This is a genomic window from Streptomyces sp. YS-3 (assembly GCF_045257485.1).
In the GTDB taxonomy this organism is placed as follows: domain Bacteria; phylum Actinomycetota; class Actinomycetes; order Streptomycetales; family Streptomycetaceae; genus Streptomyces.
The window spans coordinates 1-1,382 of record NZ_JBJHPC010000994.1 but is presented as its reverse complement, the minus strand read 5'-3'; the positions used below and the strand labels follow the sequence as shown (position 1 = coordinate 1,382).

Annotated in this window: 1 protein-coding gene; it reads left to right on the top strand. The window is 76.3% G+C overall.

All coding sequences use genetic code 11. The annotated features are described in order from the left end of the window. On the top strand, positions 1 to 1,304 hold a 1,304-nt coding region (locus ACJA3G_RS36985; protein ID WP_406557388.1), incomplete at its 5' end, for a PQQ-binding-like beta-propeller repeat protein. Positions 1,305 to 1,382 lie beyond the last annotated feature (78 nt).

The window sequence follows — 1,382 nt, the reverse complement described above, 5'->3', positions numbered from 1 at the left end:
GCCCCGGACCCCGGGTCCTGGACGGCACGCGCGCGGTGGCCGAGGCCAGCCCCGCCACCGGGTGGGTCAGGTTCCCGGCCGGCGGCCCGCTGGGCAGACCGGACCGGCCCCCGGCCAACGGGGCGCCCACGGCGGCGCCCCCCGTGCCGCCCCCGGCGCGCTCGCCCGAGCCGCCCGGCCGCTGGCGGCCCTGGCGCTTCCGTATGTCGAACGACGTGTGGGGCACCCCGGCCGTGGCGGGCGATCTGCTCTACGTCACCTCCTTCGAGGTGCACGCGCTGGACGTGGGCAGCGGCCGGCGCCAGTTCAAGACGCAGGACGTCGCCTGGGCGATGGCCGTGGAGGCGGGCCGTATCCACGCCTCGGACGGCCCCACGCTCTACGCGCTGGACGCGGCGGACGGCCGGGAGCTGTGGCGGCTGCCGACGGACGCCTGGGTGTACGCCCTCAAGGCCGCCCGGGGCACGGTCGTCACCGCGACCCGGGGCGGCGGGGTGCAGGCCTGGGAGGCCGCCAACGGCGAGAAGCTCTGGGAGATCACCGGCGCCCAGACCGACTTCGAGACCCCCGAGGCCGCCCCGGTGATCCACGAGGGCACGGTGTACGTGTGGCAGGACGCGCGGCTGCGCGCCCTGGACGCGCGGACGGGCGCGGAGCGCTGGTCGTACCCGGTGGGCGACGCGGCCTCCTGCGGCGGTGTCCCGGTCCGCCTGGCGCCCGCGCCGGACGGCTATGTGTACGTGTCGGCGGGCACCCGGGTCCTCTCGATCGACATCGCCAGCGGCCACGTCCGCTGGCACTTCGAGGCCCCGGCGGTCTTCCTCTGCCCGCCCGCGTTCGCGCCGGGCCCGGCGGTCGCCGGTGGCGGGGTGTACCTGGCGGACTACCTCGGCACGGTGTACGCGCTGGACGCGGCCACCGGCAAGGACCGCTGGCGCATCGCGACGGAGTCCCGCCAGTCCATCGAGCCGGTCCTGGTGGCGGACGGCAACATCCACGTCGGCAGCGGCAACGCGCTCTACACCCTGGACGCGGTCACCTCCACCCCGAAGTGGCGCTTCGCGGCGGGCGCGGAGGTGGTGGGCGCCCCGGTGGTGGCCGACGGCCGTATCCACTTCGGCTCGGCCGACCACTGCCTCTACACCCTGGACGCGGCGGGCGGCCAGCTCCGCTGGAAGCTGGCCACGGGCGGCGAGATCACCGGCTCGCCGGTGGCGCGCAACGGTGTGGTCTACGCGTGCAGCAAGGACCGCTGTGTGTACGCGCTGGACGCGGTGAAGGGGACGGCGACCTCGGGGAGGTAGCAGTGCGGGGACGACGGGGGCCCGGGGGAGATCGTGTGGCGGCCCTCCGGGCCCCCGTCGTCCCCGCACTGCTACCTC